The 17,170-nt window shown below is 66.1% G+C and carries 14 protein-coding genes; 7 read left to right on the plus strand and 7 right to left on the minus strand.

From position 1 onward, the window contains the following. Positions 1 to 69: 69 nt before the first annotated feature. Positions 70 to 1,470, minus strand: a complete 1,401-nt coding sequence (locus HGR_RS07275; protein WP_006297530.1) for an aminotransferase-like domain-containing protein — start codon at positions 1,468 to 1,470, stop codon at positions 70 to 72. A 246-nt stretch (positions 1,471 to 1,716) separates the two neighbouring features. Between HGR_RS07275 and HGR_RS07280 the strand changes: the two genes are divergently transcribed. The 3 genes from HGR_RS07280 (at position 1,717) to HGR_RS07290 (ending at position 4,250) form a co-directional block, all read left to right on the plus strand. After that, complete coding sequence (locus HGR_RS07280; RefSeq protein WP_006297531.1) at positions 1,717 to 2,700, plus strand: DMT family transporter; 984 nt, start codon at positions 1,717 to 1,719, stop codon at positions 2,698 to 2,700. Positions 2,701 to 2,717: 17 nt separating this feature from the next. Further along, positions 2,718 to 3,356 carry a LysE family translocator gene (locus tag HGR_RS07285; protein WP_006297532.1) on the plus strand — a complete coding sequence of 213 codons (639 nt, stop codon included), beginning with the start codon at positions 2,718 to 2,720 and terminating at the stop codon, positions 3,354 to 3,356. A 99-nt stretch (positions 3,357 to 3,455) separates the two neighbouring features. Further along, entirely contained in the window at positions 3,456 to 4,250 is a 795-nt protein-coding gene (locus HGR_RS07290) for a PhzF family phenazine biosynthesis protein (protein ID WP_006297533.1), read from the plus strand. 93 nt (positions 4,251 to 4,343) lie between these two features. On the opposite strand, the gene HGR_RS07295 is transcribed toward HGR_RS07290, so the two are convergent. Continuing rightward, complete coding sequence (locus HGR_RS07295; protein ID WP_006297534.1) at positions 4,344 to 5,210, minus strand: symmetrical bis(5'-nucleosyl)-tetraphosphatase; 867 nt, start codon at positions 5,208 to 5,210, stop codon at positions 4,344 to 4,346. Positions 5,211 to 5,322: 112 nt separating this feature from the next. On the opposite strand from HGR_RS07295, the gene HGR_RS07300 reads away from it, so the two are divergent. The 3 genes from HGR_RS07300 to ahpF all read left to right on the plus strand — a co-directional run bounded on the left by HGR_RS07300 (position 5,323) and on the right by ahpF (position 9,299). Next, positions 5,323 to 6,678, plus strand: a complete 1,356-nt coding sequence (locus tag HGR_RS07300; RefSeq protein ID WP_006297535.1) for a hemolysin family protein — start codon at positions 5,323 to 5,325, stop codon at positions 6,676 to 6,678. A 270-nt stretch (positions 6,679 to 6,948) separates the two neighbouring features. After that, complete coding sequence (gene ahpC / locus HGR_RS07305) at positions 6,949 to 7,512, plus strand: alkyl hydroperoxide reductase subunit C (protein WP_006297536.1); 564 nt, start codon at positions 6,949 to 6,951, stop codon at positions 7,510 to 7,512. Between the two features lie 209 nt (positions 7,513 to 7,721). Next, the gene (gene ahpF, locus HGR_RS07310) at positions 7,722 to 9,299 is read left to right on the plus strand and encodes an alkyl hydroperoxide reductase subunit F (protein WP_006297537.1); all 1,578 of its coding nucleotides are present in this window, start codon (positions 7,722 to 7,724) and stop codon (positions 9,297 to 9,299) included. A gap of 49 nt (positions 9,300 to 9,348) precedes the next feature. On the opposite strand, the gene HGR_RS07315 is transcribed toward ahpF, so the two are convergent. Next, complete coding sequence (locus HGR_RS07315) at positions 9,349 to 9,549, minus strand: hypothetical protein (protein ID WP_039852822.1); 201 nt, start codon at positions 9,547 to 9,549, stop codon at positions 9,349 to 9,351. 16 nt (positions 9,550 to 9,565) lie between these two features. On the opposite strand from HGR_RS07315, the gene HGR_RS07320 reads away from it, so the two are divergent. Beyond that, the gene (locus HGR_RS07320; protein ID WP_006297539.1) at positions 9,566 to 10,984 is read left to right on the plus strand and encodes a phosphomannomutase/phosphoglucomutase; all 1,419 of its coding nucleotides are present in this window, start codon (positions 9,566 to 9,568) and stop codon (positions 10,982 to 10,984) included. A gap of 38 nt (positions 10,985 to 11,022) precedes the next feature. Here HGR_RS07320 and HGR_RS07325 read toward each other — a convergent pair whose 3' ends face one another. The 4 genes from HGR_RS07325 to HGR_RS07340 form a co-directional block, all read right to left on the minus strand. Continuing rightward, entirely contained in the window at positions 11,023 to 12,399 is a 1,377-nt protein-coding gene (locus HGR_RS07325) for a TolC family outer membrane protein (RefSeq protein WP_050797412.1), read from the minus strand. 173 nt (positions 12,400 to 12,572) lie between these two features. Further along, positions 12,573 to 12,962, minus strand: a complete 390-nt coding sequence (locus tag HGR_RS07330) for a rhodanese-like domain-containing protein (RefSeq protein WP_006297541.1) — start codon at positions 12,960 to 12,962, stop codon at positions 12,573 to 12,575. A 76-nt stretch (positions 12,963 to 13,038) separates the two neighbouring features. Further along, entirely contained in the window at positions 13,039 to 13,719 is a 681-nt protein-coding gene (locus tag HGR_RS07335; RefSeq protein WP_006297542.1) for a protein-L-isoaspartate O-methyltransferase family protein, read from the minus strand. A 110-nt stretch (positions 13,720 to 13,829) separates the two neighbouring features. Next, positions 13,830 to 17,123 (minus strand): efflux RND transporter permease subunit, encoded by a 3,294-nt coding sequence (locus tag HGR_RS07340; RefSeq protein WP_006297543.1) that lies wholly within the window; start codon positions 17,121 to 17,123, stop codon positions 13,830 to 13,832. Positions 17,124 to 17,170 lie beyond the last annotated feature (47 nt).

Consider the following 17,170-nt stretch of genomic DNA (forward strand, 5'->3'; position numbering starts at 1 on the left):
CGGACCGCGACCTCACTTTTGCCCTGGTTTGGGGCGCGTCCAGTCCTCGACCGAGGTCCGTCGCCGCCCTCATTTGAGGGCTGCCAATTCCTTCCACACCGCTTCTTCGTCCACGATGGCGACCGAGATGCGCGCCATGCGGGATGGCGCTTGAGTGGGTGAGAACAGCGAGCCGGGCGGGATCAACAAACCACGCTCGGCGGCCTCGCGCGCCAATTGCTCGCTGTCGCGTCCGCAGTCGGTCCAGATGAAGATGCCAGCCTGGGGTTCGTACGGCACGGTGTAGCCGAGTTTGAGCAAGCGTTTCAAACACCGCGTGCGCGCTTCATCGACCCTCAGTCTGACCCGCTCGACATGGCGGCGGTAGGCCCCATCGGCCAGCACGCGGTGAACCACCCGTTCGCTGAGTTCGCTGGAGGTCAGACCGCCCAGCATCTTGATGTCGCTCAGGCGCTGCACCAAGTCCTCTTTCGCGGCGAGCCAGCCCACGCGCAGGCTGGCGGCCAGCGTCTTGGCGAAACCCCCGGCCAGGATCACGCGGTTGAGACGGTCCAGCTCGGCCAAGCGCGTCAGGCTGCTGCCGCTGTTCGGGTGGAACTCGGCGTAGGTCAGGTCTTCCACGATCATGAAGTCGTGCTTCTCTGCGACGCGCAGCATGTCGTAGGCCGACCCGGCGGACAGGCCGTAACCCGTCGGATTGTGGACTGTGCTGTTGGTGATGAAGAGCTTGGGCTTGTGCTGGGCGGCGGCCTGCTCCAGCCAGGCCATGTCGGGGCCGTTGGGGCCGCGCGGCACGCCGATCACCCGGGCACCGAAGGCCGCCAGCCGACCGAAGATGACGTACCACGCCGGGTCTTCCACCAGCACGGTGTCACCGGGTTGCACCAGCAGCCGTGCCACCAGGTCCAGACCGTGGGTGACGCCGCTGGTGGTCAGCAGATGCAGGTCTGGGTGGGCTGGCACGTTCTGGGTCTGCAGCAGTGCGGCGAGCTGTTGGCGCAAGGGCGCATAGCCTTGTGGATGACCGTAGCCCAGCAGTCGGGCTTGCGCCGTGCGCCCCACGCTGCGCAGCGCGCCTGCGACCAAATCGGCGTCCAGCCAGTCGGGCGGCAAACAGCCCGCGCTCGCCGGCATGGCGCCATCGATGGGGTTGGATCCGAACAGGCTGCGCAGCATCCAGCGGGTGTCGAGTTGCGCGGGCGCGTTCGGCTTGGTCACCTTGGCGTTCTGGTCGACCAGTGGTGCCCGGCGGGCCTGCACGAAAAACCCCGCGCCGCGGCGCGACTGCACCAGGCCCTGCGCAACCAAGCGTTCATACGCCTCGACCACGGTGAAACGGCTGACGCTGGCCTGCTCGGCCATCTGGCGGATCGAGGGCAGACGGGTGCCGGGGCGCAGGCCTTGGTCCTCAATGCGGCGGGCCAGGTCCTGGCTCAGTTGGGCGACCAGGGTCGCGTCGGCCGCGTGCACAAGCTGCGAGCCCGGCGTGAAAGGGGGGGGCGAGGCCGGTCGGCCGGGGCTGGAGGTGCTGGAGGGCGGGGCAACTGTCATGGTGTTTGGACCGGGCCAGTGTCTGAGGGAAACCATCCAACTGTACCGGTACTGTATTGGTCACTGGCCCTAGAGTGACAGGCCTACCGATGACTGTCAAGGCCCTCCATGCTGACCCGTTCCCCGACGATTTCCCCATCAGGCATCGCATCGCCGCGTGCGGCGATGCCGACCCCTGCCCCTGGCGCCATCTCCTCCGCTCAGCCCCAAACGGCCGCGGCCACGCCTTGGGAAGGGTATGGCCTGGGCTTGCTGGGCGTGCTGATTTTCAGCCTCACTCTGCCCATGACGCGCGTGGTCGTCGCTGAATGGCCGCCGCTGCTGGCCGGCCTGGGGCGTGCCTTGGTGGCCGCCTTGCCCGCCGCCGTGCTGTTGGCCGTGAACTGCAGCCGTCTGCCCACGCGGTCGGAATGGCCCGGCGTGCTGGGCGCGGCGCTGGGCATAGTGATCGGCTGGCCCTTGCTCTCCACCTTGGCGCTGCAAAGTGTTTCCGCCTCGCACGGCGCGGTCTTCAACGGCCTGTTGCCGCTGTCCACGGCCCTGTTCGCAACCTGGCGCAGCGGCGAAAAGCCAGCGCGTGCGTTCTGGGGCTGGGCGGCCGTGGGCGCGGTGCTGGTCACGGGGTACGGCCTGCGGCAAGGCCAGGGGGCCTTGCAAGCGGGCGATCTGTGGCTGCTGCTGGCCGTGGTGGCGGGGGGCATGGGCTACGCCGAGGGCGCGCGGGCCGCGCGCACCCTCGGCGGCGCGCGCACGATCTGCTGGGCGCTGGTGATCAGCGCGCCGCTGATCGCCGTGCCCGTGGCCTGGATGGTCGGCGACGCGGCGGAAGCGGCGCGGGCCAGCGGCAGCGTTACCTCCAACCGCGCCTTGCTCGCCTTTGCGTGGTTGTCATTCGGTTCGATGTTCCTGGGCTTTTTTGCCTGGTACCGTGGCCTGGCCGTGGGGGGCATCGCCCGGGTGGGGCAGGTGCAGCTGCTGCAGCCCTTCCTGACGGTGATGGCCTGCGCGTTGCTGTTTGGCGAACCGGTCAGCGGCGAGACCTGGGTGTTCGCGATCGCGGTGATCGGCGTCATCGTGGGCGGGCGGCGATCCTTGCGCGGTGCGACCGCGCAACCGCAACCGCAACCGGCCGCTAGAACACAATCTTGATCACGCAAAGGAAGACCATGGACACGGTTTCGACGCACGCTCTTGCCTGGATGCAGCCCGCCCTGCTGGGGCCGCTGGCGCTGTTCACCTTCATCAGTTCCATCACGCCGGGGCCCAACAACACCATGCTGGCCGCGTCGGGGCTGAACTTCGGTCTGCGCCGCACCTGGCCCCATGTCTGGGGCGTGAACATGGGTTTCGTCGCCATGCTGGTGCTGATTGGGCTGGGCATGGGCGCGGTGTTCACGCGCTACCCCTGGCTGCATCCCTTGCTGAAATACGTGAGCGCGGCTTACCTGTTGGTCCTGGCCTGGAAGATCGCGCATGCCGCGCCGCCTTTGCATCCACAAGAGGCGGGCGGACAGGGGCAGCCCATGACGTTTTGGCAGGCGGCCCTGTTCCAATGGGTCAATCCCAAGGCCTGGGTCATGACCACGGGCATGGTGTCGGCCTATGTGCCTTCGGGCGAGGCCTTCTGGGGGCATTTGGGCCTGGCCGCACTCATCGCCATCACGGTGGGCATGCCTTGCATCATCCTCTGGGCCGCCTTTGGCAGCGCCTTGCGCCGCTGGCTGCACCGTCCGCGCATGATCCGGGCTTTCAACTGGACCATGGCCGCGCTGCTGGTGCTGTCGATCGGCTTGTCCTTGGTCTAGGGTCCAGGCCCAAGTCCCATCCAAGCCCCATCCAATGCCCACCTCATCTTCGGGTTGCACTGAACGTCACGTTGACGATCCCCAGAAAGGCCAAGCAACATGAAACTCACCCAATACGTCGTCGACGCCTTCACGTCCGAACGCTTCAAGGGCAACTCAGCCGCCGTGGTGCCTTTGCGGGACTGGCTACCGCCAGCGCTGATGCAGGCGATTGCGATGGAGAACAACCTGTCCGAGACGGCCTTCTTCGTCCAAGCGGCGGATGGCCGTTACGACATCCGCTGGTTCTCGCCTTACAAGGAAATCGACTTCTGCGGTCACGCCACCCTGGCCAGTGCCTTCGTGCTTTTCCAGTCCGGCGCGCCTTCTCCAATCACCTTCCGCGCGCCCGCGGTGGGTGAAGTGCCCGTCGTGAAACTGCCAGACGGGCGCATGGAAATGAGTTTTCCGAACCGCCGTCCCGTACCCGTGCCCGTGGCCGAGGTGCCCGCGGCCTTGCGCGACGGGCTGCCCGTGGCACCGGTCGCCGTGCTGCGCAACGCCCAGGCCTGGTTCGCGGTCTACGAGAACGAGGCCCAGGTGCGCGCCTTGCGTCCGGACTTCAAGCGGCTGGCCGAACTTGGGCCGCTGGACGTGACGGTGACCGCGCCCGGCGCGGACTGCGATTTCGTGTCGCGTTACTTCTGGCCGGCCAACGGCGGCGAGGAGGACCCGGTGACTGGCTCCATCCACGCGGGCCTCGCGCCTTACTGGGTGGACCGTTTGGCGAAGAACACGCTGGTCGCGGTGCAGCTGTCCTCTCGCACGGGCACCTTGCATTGCCGGGTCGAGGGTGAGCGGGTGCATGTTTCCGGCTCAGCCGTCCAGTTCCTGCGGGGCGAGATCGATGTCTGATGCGCGCGCCGCCGGCTAGGGCCTCTACACACCTCATTCGCACTCGGGAAATGAGTGTGAACAGGCCCTAGGCACGGGTGGATTCCGTCGCACTCAGAAAGGCTTGCGCACCGGCTCGCAGTCTTCCTGCACCAGGACGTGCGCCGTCGCGCCCGGCATGACCCGCAGCGCGCTCAGTTGCCCGCCCCAGATGCAGCCGGAGTCCAGGGCCCACAGGCGGACACGGCGCAACACGTTCTGCGGCTCGGCCAAGCCCAGGGTGGACCAGTGGCCGAAGGCGATGGTCACGTCCTCGCTGGCCGTGCGTCGCCCCGGCACCTCGAACCAGGGCAGGTAACCCGGCGGCGCGGTGTCCAATCCTTCCTTCGCATTGAACTCCATGGCGCCCTCGGGCGTGCAAAAGCGCAGGCGCGTCAAGGCGTTGACGATCACCCGCAGGCGGTCATCACCGCGCAGATCGTCTCGCCAAGCGCTCGGCTCGTTGCCATACATCTGGTGGATGAAGCCGATCCAGTCGGGGCCGGCCAGCACGTCCTGCACTTCGGCGGCCAGCGCGAGCGTTTGCGCCGTGCTCCATTGCGGCAGCACCCCGGCGTGCACCATCAGGAAGTCATGGCCCTCCAGCCTCGCGCCCAGGGCCAGGGGCTGACGGCGTACCCAATCCAGCAACGCCGCGCGGTCGGGTGCCTCAAGGACGTCGTCCACGGTGTCGCCACGGTGGGCGCGGCGCACGCCCAGCGAGACAGCGAGAAGGTGCAGGTCGTGGTTGCCCAGCAGGCAGCGCGCCGCGTCCGCGTAGCCCATGAGGCGGCGCAGCACGGCGGCCGATGAGGGGCCACGGTTGACGAGGTCACCCATCAGCCACAGGGTGTCGCGGCTGGGGGAGTAATCGACGGTGTCGAGCAGGCGGCCGAGCGCGGCATCACAGCCTTGCACGTCGCCAATCAGGTAATGGGCCATGCGGCGTTTTCGTTGCGGAATTGGAAACGGGACTGGCGCTGGATTATCCGGCCCGTCGGTGTGCGTCCGCGCAGCGCGCAAGGTGAAAAGCCCACGCGGTACAGTTCTGGGCATGGACTTTTTGCTGATTGCCTTGCTGATCGTGCTCAATGGCGCCTTCGCCATGTCGGAAATGGCCCTGGCCTCCAGCCGCCGGGCGCGCCTGATGGCCGTCGCGGAGGCAGGCGACGGCGGCGCCAAGAAGGCGCTGGAGTTGATGGACAACCCCAATCAGTTCCTGTCCACCGTTCAGATTGGCATCACCTCGATCGGCGTGCTCAACGGCATCGTGGGCGAGGCTGCCTTCAGCGATGACCTGGCGGCGCTGCTCCAAACGCTGGGTGTGAGCGAGGGTGCCTCGGGCGTCACCGCCACGGCGCTGGTCGTCACCCTGATCACGTTCCTGACCATCATCTTCGGTGAGTTGGTGCCCAAGCGCGTCGGGCAGCTCTATCCCGAGCTGGTGGCGCGCTGGGTGTCGCGGCCCATGGGCGGCTTGGCCATGGGGGCCAAGCCTTTCGTCAAGCTGCTGTCGGCCAGCACCCAGGCGGTTCTGAAGCTGTTGCGCGTGCCCGACGTCGCGCGCAGCGTGACGGAAGAGGAAATCCGCCACAGCCTGGAGGAGGGCGTGGACGCGGGCCTGATCGAGGAGCACGAGCACCAGATGGTGCGCAACGTCTTCCGCCTCGACGACCGGCCACTGATTTCCATGATGGCGCCGCGCGCTGACATTGCCTGGCTGGACGCCGGACTGAACGCGTTGCAATGCCTGGAGCAGCTCGCGCTGAGCAGCCAGACCGAGCAGGATGCCCAGCAGGGCGAGCAGGAAAGTGGCAGCGTGCATTCCTGGTACCCCGTGTGCCGCGGCTCCTTGGACGATGTCGTGGGGCAGATCAGCGTGGGGGCGCTGCTGGCCCTGGCGCGTGATCCGGCCCGTGCCCAGGATCCGGTCGAGCGCCATGCCCAATCGGCCGTTTTCGTGCCCGAAACGCTGTCCGGCATGGAACTGGTGGAGCAGTTCCGCGCCCGTTCCCTGCGCATGATGTTCGTGGTCGACGAGTACGGGGCGATCCAGGGCTTGCTCACGCCCGCCGACTTGCTGGAAGCCATCACGGGCGAACTGCAGTCGGCTCCGGTGGATGCCTGGGCCACGCAGCGCGACGATGGGTCCTGGCTGCTCGACGGCGTGATGCCAGTGGACGAGCTGAAGGCCCGCTTCGAAATCCGCGAGTTGCCGGACGAAGACCGGGGTCGTTACAACACGGTGGCTGGCCTGCTGCTGGCCGTCAGCGGACGCTTGCTCAAGACGGGTGAGCGCGTCAGTTGCGCGGGTTGGGATTTTGAGGTCGTCGATCTCGATGGCCGGCGCATCGACAAGGTGCTGGCGCGGCCTGTGCCGCTGACCACGTCTGACACCGCCACGGCCTGACGCGCGCCGTTCCTGCTCCTGGTCCGCGAACCAGTTCCCAGCCACACTTGGGCCTCGGTGGGGGCCTCGGAGCTGGTCGGGCGTCTCCCGTGTCTCCCGTGTCCGCGACAGGCTCATATAGCCTGCCTATCCCCGCAATAGATACGCCGAGCGCGTAAGTCAATCCTGGAAAGCTAAACTTTGCCCTATCGGTTTTCCCAGGGGTGTTTCCCCTGAACCGGTTGCAAAGCAAGCTAGCTTCCTTTCCACCTTTCACTACAGGAGATTTCCATGTCCCTTATCAACACCCAGGTTCCGGCGTTCAAGACCGAGGCCTTCCACAACGGCAAGTTCATCACCGTGAGCGATGCCACGCTGAAGGGCAAGTGGTCCGTGCTGATCTTCATGCCGGCCGCTTTCACCTTCAACTGCCCGACCGAAGTGGAAGACGCCGCCGACAACTACGCCGAGTTCCAGAAGCTGGGTGCCGAGGTGTACATCGTCACGACCGACACGCATTTCTCGCACAAGGTGTGGCATGAGACCTCCCCCGCCGTGGGCAAGGCCAAGTTCCCGCTGGTGGGTGACCCGACCCACACGCTGACGCGCGCCCTGGGCGTGCACATCGAGGAAGAAGGCCTGGCCCTGCGCGGTACTTTCGTGATCAATCCCGATGGCGTGATCAAGACGGCCGAAGTGCACTCCAACGAGATTGCGCGCGACGTGAAGGAAACCCTGCGCAAGCTCAAGGCCGCTCAGTACACCGCCGCGCACCCGGGCCAAGTCTGCCCCGCCAAGTGGAACGAAGGCGCCAAGACGCTGACGCCCTCGCTGGATCTGGTCGGCAAGATCTGATTTCGCCACGGGCGCGGACCGCGTGATACGCGGTCCCTGCGCAAGCAGTGCCGCGGCCGGATGGGCTGCGTATGCCTGGAATCTCCAGGAAAGCGCGGCCCATCTCACGGCGGTAGACCTCGGCGGCAGAGCGCGGTCATAGACCGGCTCGGTATTTCCAGGTTCGCACCCATCTATCTGTCACCCATCACGCTTCCCAGGAGAACCCCATGCTCGACGACGCCATGAAGTCCCAGTTGCAGGCTTACCTGACCAAGCTGCAACGCCCTATTCGCCTGATCGCATCCCTCGATGGCGGCGAGAGGTCGGCCGAACTGCGCGAGTTGCTGCAGGAGATCGCTGGCCTGTCCGACCAGGTCCGCTACGACGAGAGTGGCAACGACGCGCGCAAGCCCTCCTTCGTGATCGCGCGTGAAGGAGAAACCACGGGTGTTCGCTTCGCGGCCATTCCACTGGGCCACGAGTTCACTTCCCTGGTGCTCGCCTTGCTGTGGACCGGCGGCCATCCGCCCAAGGTCGAGCCCGAGGTGATCGAGCAGATTCGCAACCTCGAGGGTGAATTCAAGTTCGAGGTCTACATGTCCTTGACCTGCCACAACTGCCCTGACGTGGTCCAGGCCGTGAGCTTGATGAGCATCGTCAACCCACGCGTGCAAGCCACCATCGTGGACGGCGGCCTCTACCAATCCGAAGTGGACGAGCGGCAGATCATGGCCGTGCCCGCCACCTGGCTCAACGGCAAGATGTTCGCGTCCGGCCGCATGACGGTGGAGGAAATTGTCGCCAAGCTGGACGTCAAGAGCGAGCAGCGCGAAGCGGCTAAGTTGTCCGCGAAGGATCCGTATGACGTGCTGATCGTGGGCGGTGGTCCCGCGGGTGCCGCCGCGGCGGTCTACGCCGCGCGCAAGGGCATCCGAGTCGGCGTCGCGGCGGAGCGTTTCGGTGGCCAGGTCAACGACACCTTGGCGATCGAGAATTACATCTCCGTGCTGGAGACTGAAGGACCGAAGTTCGCGGCTGCGCTGGAAGCCCAGGTGCGCCACTACGAGGTGGACATCATGAACCTGCAGCGCGCCGACAAGCTGGTGCCGGCCGCGCAGCCTGGCGGGCTGACCGAGGTGCACATGGCCAATGGCGGCGTGCTCAAGGCGCGCAGTGTCATCCTGTCGACCGGCGCGCGCTGGCGCAACGTGAATGTGCCGGGCGAGCAGGAGTACAAAAACAAGGGCGTGGCCTATTGCCCGCACTGTGATGGCCCCTTGTTCAAGGGCAAGAAGGTCGCCGTGATCGGCGGCGGCAACTCGGGCGTCGAGGCCGCCATCGACCTGGCTGGCATCGTCGAGCACGTGACCCTCTTGGAGTTCGGTGATCAACTCAAGGCCGATGCCGTGCTGGTGAGCAAGCTCAAGAGTCTGCCGAATGTGCAGATCATCACGCAGGCGCAAACCACCGAGTTCTCCGGCGCGGGCGGCAAGCTCGCCGGCATGGACTACCTGGACCGGACCACGGGCGAGAAGAAGCACGTGGACGTGGAAGGCGTGTTCGTGCAGATCGGCCTGGTGCCCAACACCGAATGGCTCAAGGGCACGCTGGAGCTGTCGAAGTTCGGCGAGATCGTGGTCGATGCCAAGGGGCACACCAGCCTTCCCGGCGTGTTCGCCGCGGGCGATTGCACGACGGTGCCCTACAAGCAGATCGTGATCGCCGCCGGCGAAGGCGCGAAAGCCGCCTTGAGCGCCTTTGACCACTTGATTCGCACCCCGGCCCACGAAACCGTGACAGCCTGAAGCGTTGGCTTGCCGGACCGTCAAGGGGCTGCTTGCGCAGCCCCTTTTTTCATCGCATTTGCTGCAGTGACTGCCTTAGCGCCTGTCTCAGCGCTTGCCGACCCGCTTGGCGCTCGCTCTTGGCCGTTTTGCGGTGCGCGCCGGCCTTGCGCTTAAGCGCCGGCGACACCAAAGGGTTGCGCGGCGCGGGCAGCGTGAGGGGCTTGAGCCTGAGTGCGAGTCGGCGCTTGGCGAGTCGTGCGGAGTTCATGGTGTAATTCTTGCCCATGAAAGTTACTGCTTCGATCTTCAAGGCCTATGACATTCGCGGCGTGGTGCCGTCAACACTGGATGAATCCGTTGCCGAGAGCCTGGGGCGCGCCTTTGGACTGGCCGCGCGCGCGGAAGGGGAGGGCTGGGTCGCCGTGGGCCGGGACGGCCGACTCAGCGGCCCCGCGCTGAGTGCCGCCCTGATCCGTGGCCTGCGCACCGTGGGCATGGATGTGATCGATCTGGGCATGGTCACCACGCCCATGCTGTACTACGCGGCCAGCACGGTGTGCAAGAGCGGCATCCAGGTGACGGGCAGCCACAATCCCGCGGACTACAACGGCTTCAAGATGGTGCTGGCCGGCCGCGCGATCTATGGCGATGAAATCCAGGCTTTGCGCAAGGCGATGGAAGCGGATCAGACTCCCTTGCTCGGCGAGACCGGTGCCTTGCCCACCAAGGCCGGCAAGCTGACCAAGCTCGACATCCAGTCGTCTTACAGTGACCGCATTGTCGGCGACGTGCACCTGCACCGCCGCATGAAGATCGTCGTCGATTCCGGCAACGGCGTGGCCGGTGGCTCCGCGCCGGGCATCTTGCGCGCCCTGGGCTGCGACGTGCGCGAGCTGTACAGCACCGTCGACGGCACCTTCCCCAATCACCACCCCGACCCAAGCAAACCCGAGAATCTGCGCGACTTGGTCAAGATCCTGCGCGAGACCGATGCCGAGATCGGCCTGGCCTTCGATGGCGACGGCGACCGTCTCGGCGTCGTGACCAAGGACGGGCAGATCATCTATCCAGATCGGCAACTGATGCTCTTCGCGCGCGACGTGCTCAAGCGCGCGCCCAACAGCTTCATCCTGTTCGATGTGAAGTGCACGCAGCGTCTGGCGCCTGCCATCAAGGAAGCCGGTGGCAAGCCACTCATGTACAAGACGGGGCACTCCCTGATCAAGGCGCGCATGAAGGAGATTGACGCACCCTTGGGCGGCGAAATGAGCGGCCACGTCTTTTTCAAGGAACGCTGGTACGGTTTCGACGATGGCACCTACGCCGCCGCCCGCCTGCTGGAAATCCTGAGCCGTTCCCCCGACGCGAGCGCCGTGCTGAACGCCTTGCCGACGAGTCATTCCACTCCGGAGTTGAACGTGGCCTGCGCCGAGGGCGAGCCACACCGGATCGTGGCCGAGCTGCAGAAGAAGGCCCTGGCCAGTGGCACCTTTCCCAAGCCCGCCGAAGTCAGCACCATCGATGGCGTGCGCGTCGATTGGCCCGATGGTTTCGGCCTGGTTCGGGCTTCCAACACCACCCCGGTGCTGGTGCTGCGCTTCGAGGGACACACATCGCAGGCCCTCCAGCGCATCGAGGGCGAGATGCTCGCCCTGCTCAAGAGCGTCAAGCCGGACGCCGCCCTGGGCGCCGCCGCGCACTGAGCGGCCGCCCAAGGCACGGTGCCAGGGCTGCGCCGGACTTACTTGGACTGCGCGGGCTTGCTCGCTGGCGCGGTCGCGCTGTTCGCGAGCAGCGCGTTGATGTTCTGCAGGTCGTTGCTGTTCAGGTCACCACTGGCCTGACGCAGGCGCAGGGTTGCCAGCAGCACGTTGTAGCGGGCTTGGGACAGATCCCGCTTGGTCTGATACAGCTGACTCTGCGAGTTCAACACATCGATGTTGATGCGCACACCCACGCGGTAGCCCAGTTGGTTGGCGTCCAGCGCGCTCTGGCTCGAGGTTTCGGCCGCTTCCAGCGCCTTCACCTGGCTCAGGCCCGACAGCACGCCCAGGTAGGCCGTGCGCGCGCCCTGTGAGACCGAGCGCTCAGCGCCTTGCAGCTGGGCCTGGGCCTGGTCTTCCAAGGCCAAGGTTTCGCGCAGGCGGTTCTGCGTCGCGAATCCGGCGAACAGCGGCAGGGTCAATTGCACGCCGACGGTGGTGACATTCGCCGAATCCGTCTGGCCAGTGGAGCCGCCATTGGTGTATTTGTTGAGGCTGCGACTGGCCGTCAAATCCACCGTGGGCAAATGGCCCGAGATGGCCTTGGTGCTTTCCAGCTCGGCGTTGCGCAGTGCCACGCGGGCCTGCCGCACCGACGGGTGCTGGGCTTTGGCCAGATCGACCCAGTAGTTGATGTCTTGCGGCGCGACCGCGGGCAGCGCGACCGCGGGCGCCAGTGGCAAGGGTCGAACGTCTTGCAGGCCCACAAGCTGGTCCAGCGCCAGTTTCTTGATGCGCAGGTCATTGTCGGCCGCGATCTCCTGGGCGACCACGAGGTCGAATCGCGCCTGGGCTTCACGGGTGTCGGTGATGGTGGCCGCGCCAACTTCGAAGTTGCGTTGCGCGGCGGCCAGCTGCTCGCGCACGGCGGTCTTCTGCGCTTGCACGAAGGTGAGGCTGTCTTGCGCGCTCAGCACATCGAAGTAGGCCTGGCTGACCCGCAGGATCAGGTCCTGCTCCGAGGCCAGCCATTGGGCCTCCGCCAATTCCTCCTGCTGCGCGCCCTGACGGAAGGTCGCGAAATTGGCGGGGCGGAACAAAGGTTGGCTCAGATTGATGCTGGTGCTGCGGGTCTGGTAGTCCAGGTTGCTGCTGCCGCCACTGGACAGCTCGGCATCCTGGTCCGTGCGGTTCACGCTCGCGCTCAGGGTGACGGTCGGCAGCAGGGCGGCCTTGGCCTGATCGGCGCGTTGCTGCCCGGCCTCGTACTGAGCGCGTGCAGCCTGGTAGGTGGCGTCGTGGCCGCGCGCGGCTTGGTACAGGTCCAGCAGGCTCTGGGCCTGCGCGACGGGGGCGAACAGAGTGGCGACGGCCAGAGCCAGGGTGGCGCGCGGGAACAAGCGTTGCAGTTTCATAGGACGAAGGGGCAGAAGGTGGGCGTTTTCTCTCTCAGATGCATTCCCAGAGAGGCGGGCCAAACATATAGTAAGCAATGCTTATTATATGTCTTGCTTGCAATCTGGGGGCAAAGGTGCATGGTGCAAGAGGGCAAAGGGCAGCAAGCGCTTCGTGGCGCGGAAATCGGCGATCAGTACCGCGGAATGCTCGGGTCGCGCTGCGCGGCCCAGGCCTCGATGCCGCCGCTGATGTTCACGACGCGTTCGAAACCTTGGTGTCTCAGGTACTCGGCGACCCGTAGGCTGCGGCCCCCGTGGTGGCACAGGCAGGCGATCGGGCGCTGGGATGGACGGCCCGCCGCGTCGAGCCGATCCAGCGCGCCCGGCACGGTGTTCATGGGGATGTGCAGCAATTCATAGCCGGCATCCGCTGCGGGGCGCAGCGCGGCCAACTGCAATTCATGCGCCTCGCGGACGTCCAGCACCAGCGGGCCAGGCGCGTCCGGGCCCTGGGCCTGCGTGGCTGCTTGCGCTTGCCGCAGCCAAGTGTCGAAATCGCCAGGGTGGATGTGCTGGATCATGCCGATGCCTTCAAACGCGAGTGGGGTCAGCGCACACGGCCGGGGGCGCCGCGTGCAGTCTGGTGTGATGGAGGGGTCAGAAACTGAAACGCGCCGCTTCGGGGAAATTGCGCAGCCGTGGCGCCACCGTGTCCCACCCCTGGTTGCTGTGGTAGGTCTGGTCCTCGGCGCGCGTGATGAGGGTGGCGCGCATCGTGGGCGCGTTCGGTTCGCCCACGATCGCGAACAGCCGCCCGCCCGCGGCGAGCTGCGCCAGCAGGGCGGCGGGCACTTCGGCCACCGAACCGGCCAGCACGATCACGTCGAACGGCGCTTCGGCGGGCGCGCCCTGGCTCCCATCAGCCTGTTGAACCTGGGCGTTGGTGATCCCTGCTTTCTGCAGGTTGGCGCGGGCCAGCGCGGCCAGTTCGGCGTCGATCTCCAGCGCGATCACCTGCTTCGAGCGCTTGGCCAGCAGGGCAGCCAGATAACCGGAACCCGCGCCGACCAGCAGCACCTTGTCCTGCGGCTGGGCGGCGACATCCTGAACGATGCGTGCCTGCACGCGGGGCGCGAGCATCACGGGCGCATCTTCGCCACTCTTCAAGGGCAGTTCAGTGTCCGTGAAGGCCAGGGCTCGCAGGCCCGCGGGCACGAAGTCCTCCCGCTTGATCTCGGACAGCAGGGCGAGCACGTCCGCGTCGAGCACGTTCCAGGGGCGGATCTGCTGCTCGATCATGTTGAAGCGGGCTTTTTCGGTGTTCATGAAGGTGTTCATGGCGTCGGTTCCGTGGGAGTTGGAAGGTAAGTCGTTGGGAGGCGGTCAAAAATTTTAGTGAGTTCCTGAATCGTTGCGATATCGCAGCAATAAATCCTGTTCGTGTGCGTTCAAGGAGTCTGCTCTGGGGTGGCCTGCCTTCCATGCCAGAGCCGGCGCAGCCACTGTGCGAAGTCGTCCAGGTAGCAGTAGGCCACGGGCACGACCACCAAGGTGAGCAGCGAGGAGGTGATGATGCCGCCGATCACGGCCTGCCCCATCGGCGCGCGCTGCTCCGAGCCTTCGGACAAGGCGAAGGCCAGCGGCACCATGCCGAAGATCATGGCCAGCGTGGTCATCAGGATGGGCCGCAGCCGAACTTGTGCGGCGGTCAGCAGGGCTTGCTCGCGCGCCATGCCCGGCACCGGGCGACCCTCCGTGTCCAGCCCGCCTTCGCGGGCGCGGATGGCGAAATCCAGCAGCAGGATGGCGTTCTTGGTCACCAAGCCCATGAGCATCACGACGCCGATGATCGAGAACATGGACAGAGAGGAGCCGAACAGCATCAGCGCCAGCACCACGCCGATCAAGGTCAGTGGCAGCGAGGTCATCAGCGCCAGGGGCTGGAAGAAGCTCTTGAATTGGCTGGCCAGGATCATGTAGATGAAGATGATGGCCATGGCCAGGGCGGAGATCGCATAGCCAAAACTTTCTTCCATGTTCTTGGTGGCGCCGCCAAAACGGTAGCGGTAGCCGGGCGGGAAGCTGGTGCTTGCCAAGGCCTGGCGGATGTCGGCCGACACCTCGCCCAGCGACCGGCCATGCACATTGGCCGTGATGGTGACTTCTCGCATCAGGTCGCGCCGGTTGATCTGACTGGACCCTGTGCCTTGCACCAAGGTGGCGGCCTGGTTCAGGCGGATCACGCGCGCGCTGCCATCCGAAGCCTGGCCCAGGGCGAAGGGCAGGCGCTCCAGGTTGCCCATGTCCTCGCGTGCTTCAGGGGCCAGGCGCACGTTCACGTCGTAGGTCTGGTCGTCGCTGGCGCGCCAGTTGCCCACCGTGTTGCCGGCGACCAGGGCGCGCAGGGCGGCGGCGATCTGGTTGACGTTCAGGCCCAGGTCGGCGGCGGCTTCGCGGTTGACTTGCACGGAGATGGTCGGGCGGCCGGGCTTGGCGCTGCTGTCCAGGTCCACCAAGCCTGGAATGGGCGCGATCTTCTCCAGCACCGTCTGGGTCAGTCGCTCCAGCTCGCGCAAGTCTTGGCCCTGGAGCGAGAATTCCAGCTGCTTCTGACCGCCCACGGCGTCCATCAGGCCCACGTGCGTGACGGTGATGCCCGGCACGACGCGCAGCCGTTCGCGCAGCTGGGCGGAGATCTGGTTCACGTTACGCTGACGTTGCACCCGGTCCACGAGGCGCACGTAGATGCTGACGTAGTTCTTGCCTTGCGCATTGCCCGTGTTGAGGGTGGCGAGGGAGTAACGCACCTCCGGAAACTCCCGTTGCAGCAGGTCCTGCACCTGCCGCGCCCTGGCCTCGGTCGCCTCGATGGACGTGCCTTCGGGGGTGCGGAAATTGACCGTGGTCTCGGAGAAGTCGGCGGTGGGCACGAACTCCGAGCCCAGCAAGGGCACGAGCAGGATGCTGGCCACGAAGATGGCGAAGGCCACGATCAACGTGGTGAGCTTGTGACCCAGCGACCAGCTCAGCAGGCGCTGGTAGACCTGGGCCAGGCGGTCGGTGGCGCGGTCGAACCAGCCGGTGACCCGGCCCACCGTCCGGTCGTAGAAGTTGCGGGGCGCGAGGGGGCTCGCGCCGTGTTGGTGGATGTTCGGGTCAGGCCAGACGGACGACAGCATGGGGTCCAGCGTGAAGCTCACGAACATGGAGATCAGCACCGCCGCCACGATGGTGATGCCGAACTGGTGGAAGAACTTCCCGATGATGCCGCCCATGAAACCGATGGGCAGGAACACCGCCACGATGGACAGCGTGGTCGCCAGCACCGCGAGGCCGATTTCTTCGGTGCCCTCGAGCGCGGCCTGGTAGTGGCCCTTGCCCATCTGCACGTGGCGCACGATGTTCTCGCGCACCACGATGGCATCGTCGATCAGCAGGCCCACGCAGAGCGACAGCGCCATCAGCGTGATCATGTTGATCGTGAAACCGAAGGCCTGCATGAAAAGAAAGGTGCCGATCAGCGCGATCGGCAGCGTCAGCCCCGTGATCACGGTGGAACGCCAGGAGTTCAGGAACAGGAAGACGATCAGCACCGTGAGCATCGCGCCTTCGAACAGGGTCTGGCGCACGTTATGGACCGCAACACGGATGGGGCGCGAGCCGTCTTGAATGGGTTCCAGCCGCACGCCCGCGGGCAGCAGGCCCTGGGTCTTCAACTCGGCCACGGCCTTGGTCAGGCCGTCGATCACGGCGATGGTGTTCTCGTCCTGAGACTTCTGAACGGTCAGCAAGAGGGTGCGTTGGCCGTTGTAAAGCGCCAGGCTCTCCAGCTCCTGCGCGCCATCGCGGATGGTGGCCACTTGGCCCAGGCGCACGGGAGTGTCCACGCCGCTCGTGCCGCCCTTGCGTGCGACGATGATGCGCGCGAAATCCTCCGGGCGCTGCATGCGTGCGTCGATCTGCACCGCGATTTCGCGCGTGCTGGAGCGCACCGCGCCCAGGGGCAGTTCCTGGTTCTCGCCGCGCACCGCCTCGACGATCTGGGTGGGCGTGAGTCCGTAGGCCTCCAGCGCCTCGGGGCGCAGGTAGATGTTGATTTCGCGTTTGGTGCCGCCCACCAGGTTGACGGCGCCCACGCCGCGCACATTCTCCAGGCGCTTTTTCAGTACCTGGTCGGCCCAATTCGTGAGTTCCACCGGCGACCAACTCTGGGCCCCCGCGCTGGCCGCCGCGCCTGCCGCGCTGCCTCCCGGAGGAACGCTCACACCTTGCGACGGCCCAGCGCTGGAGTCTTGGCCCGACGCATCGCCGAGCACGGCCAGCGACCAGATGGCGCGGCTCGACGGGTCAAAGCGCAGCACGCGCGGCTCTTCCACCTCGTCACGCAGGGAGGGGCGCAGCGCGGCGACCTTCTCGCGCACGTCTTCGGCGGCCTTGCGACCGTCGACGGTGAGCTGGAACTCGATGATGACGACCGACTGGTTCTCGTAGCTGCGCGAGGTCAGGGTGTTGATGCCCGCGATCGAGTTGACGCCTTCCTCGATCTTCTTGCTCACCTCGCTCTCGACGATCTCGGGCGAAGCCCCGGGGTAAGCCGTGCTGACCACCACCACCGGGAACTCGATGTTTGGAAACTGGTCGACCTGCAGACGCTGGTACGAGAACAGGCCCAGCACCACCAGCGCCATCATCATCATGGTGGCGAACACGGGGTTCTTCAGGCTGACTCGGGTGAACCACATGGCGGGTTATGGGGTCGTTGACGGCGGGGCTTGTGGCGGCGCCAAGT

Source organism: Hylemonella gracilis ATCC 19624 (assembly GCF_000211835.1).
In the GTDB taxonomy this organism is placed as follows: Bacteria; Pseudomonadota; Gammaproteobacteria; order Burkholderiales; family Burkholderiaceae_C; genus Hylemonella; species Hylemonella gracilis.